Source organism: Herbaspirillum lusitanum P6-12 (assembly GCF_000256565.1).
GTDB lineage: Bacteria > Pseudomonadota > Gammaproteobacteria > Burkholderiales > Burkholderiaceae_D > Herbaspirillum > Herbaspirillum lusitanum.
Genome location: NZ_AJHH01000752.1, coordinates 1 through 1547, shown reverse-complemented (window position 1 = coordinate 1547; position 1547 = coordinate 1). Strand labels below are relative to the sequence as shown.

At 66.3% G+C, this 1547-nt stretch carries 2 protein-coding genes and 1 pseudogene; 1 reads left to right on the top strand and 2 read right to left on the bottom strand.

All coding sequences use genetic code 11. The features are described from left to right. A pseudogene (locus HLUSI_RS0124425) lies at positions 1 to 234 on the top strand (cobalamin-binding protein); the annotation flags it as partial. 7 nt (positions 235 to 241) lie between these two features. On the opposite strand, the gene HLUSI_RS0124420 reads toward HLUSI_RS0124425, so the two are convergent. After that, the gene (locus tag HLUSI_RS0124420; protein WP_016836431.1) at positions 242 to 1012 is read right to left on the bottom strand and encodes an ABC transporter ATP-binding protein; all 771 of its coding nucleotides are present in this window, start codon (positions 1010 to 1012) and stop codon (positions 242 to 244) included. Next, positions 1009 to 1547: FecCD family ABC transporter permease (locus tag HLUSI_RS0124415; RefSeq protein WP_016836430.1), on the bottom strand; the 539-nt coding region annotated here is incomplete at its 5' end. The genes HLUSI_RS0124415 and HLUSI_RS0124420, both read right to left, overlap by 4 nt.

The following is a 1547-nucleotide window of genomic DNA, read 5'->3' as shown; positions in this document are numbered from 1 at the left end:
GGTTCACAGTCGGTGATCGCCGCCAATCCGGAGGCCATCCTCGCACCCGACGACGCCAAGGATCACCCGCTCGATGAATGGCGCCAGTTCGGCAAGATGAAGGCGGTGGCCGCCGGCAACCTGTTCACGGTCAACGCCGACTGGCTGAACCGGCCGGGGCCGCGTGTGCTGGATGCGACCGAAGAAGTCTGCAAGATTCTCGACACGGTGCGTTCGCGCCGCCCGCCCGGATAGCAAGCCGTCAGACCGGCATCAGCCATTTCCCGGCAGCAGTTTCCACCACCTCGAAACGACAGCCGTAGGCCGCTTCCAGCAGATCCGGACGCAGGATATCCGCGGCCCTGCCCTGCCAGACTTTCCCCTCTGCGATCAACAGCACGTGCGATGCAAAACGCGTCGCCAGATTGATGTCGTGCATGGTGGCGACGACGGCGTGATCGTCGTCCGCCAGTTCTTTCAGCGTGCGCATCACCAGTTGCTGAGCGGCGACGTCCTGATGTGAAGCCGGTTCGTCCAGCAGATAGAGTTGCGGCGCCTGCAGCATCAGCGTCGCCATCGCCACGCGCTGGCGCTCGCCTCCCGACAGGCGCATTACGTCTGCATCGGCGTAAGACGCCATGTCCAGACGTTGGAGTGCATGCAATGCCGCGCGCCGATCGGCTTCATCGGGCCAACCCCAGCCAGGACGATACGGATGCAAACCCGCCATCACGCTGTCAAGTACGCTGCAGGGAAATGCGTCCAGCTGTTGCTGCGCCTGCAGGCCGCGCCACAAGGCCAGTTGCTGCGGTGTCGCGTGCTTGATGTCGCCCTCCGGAGAAAGGACGCGACCGGACGTCGGCGGCAACAGGCCGGCAACGGCATGCAGCAAGGTGCTTTTGCCGATGCCGTTTTTGCCGAGTACGCACCAGAACTCACCGGAGCGCGCTTGCCAGTCGAAGTTCTCCAACAAGCTGGCGTCGCCGGCGCGTAGCGTCAGCGCCTCCACTTGCAATAGCAAAGCCGCCGTCATGCGCGACTCCGCGCCAGCAGCCACAGGAACAGCGGCACGCCGATCAGCGCCGTGATGACGCCGACCGGCAATTGCATCGGCGCGACGACGGTGCGCGCCGCCAGATCGGCCAGCGTCAAGCCGGCGCCTCCGGCCAGCGCCGCAGCCGGCAGCAACACGCGCTGGTCGTTGCCGACCAGCAGGCGCAAACCGTGCGGCACCACCAGGCCGACGAAGCCGATGGTGCCGGCCAGCGTCACCGCAGCGGCGGTCGCCAGCGACGCCGCGCACAAGGTCGCCACGCGCAGGCGCACCACCGGCACGCCCAGCAACTGCGCAAAACTTTCACCGCGCGCCAGCAGGTTCAGGCGCGGCGCATTCCATATCGACCACAGCAGGACTGCGCCGGCGATGGCGGCGGCCAACGGCAGGAAGCGGCTGTCTTCGAGATCGCCCATGAGCCAGAACACCATGCCGCGCAATTGCGTATCTCCCGCCAGTGTCAGCACCAGCGTGATCACGGCGCCGAAGCCTGCCGCCAGCATCACGCCGGTCA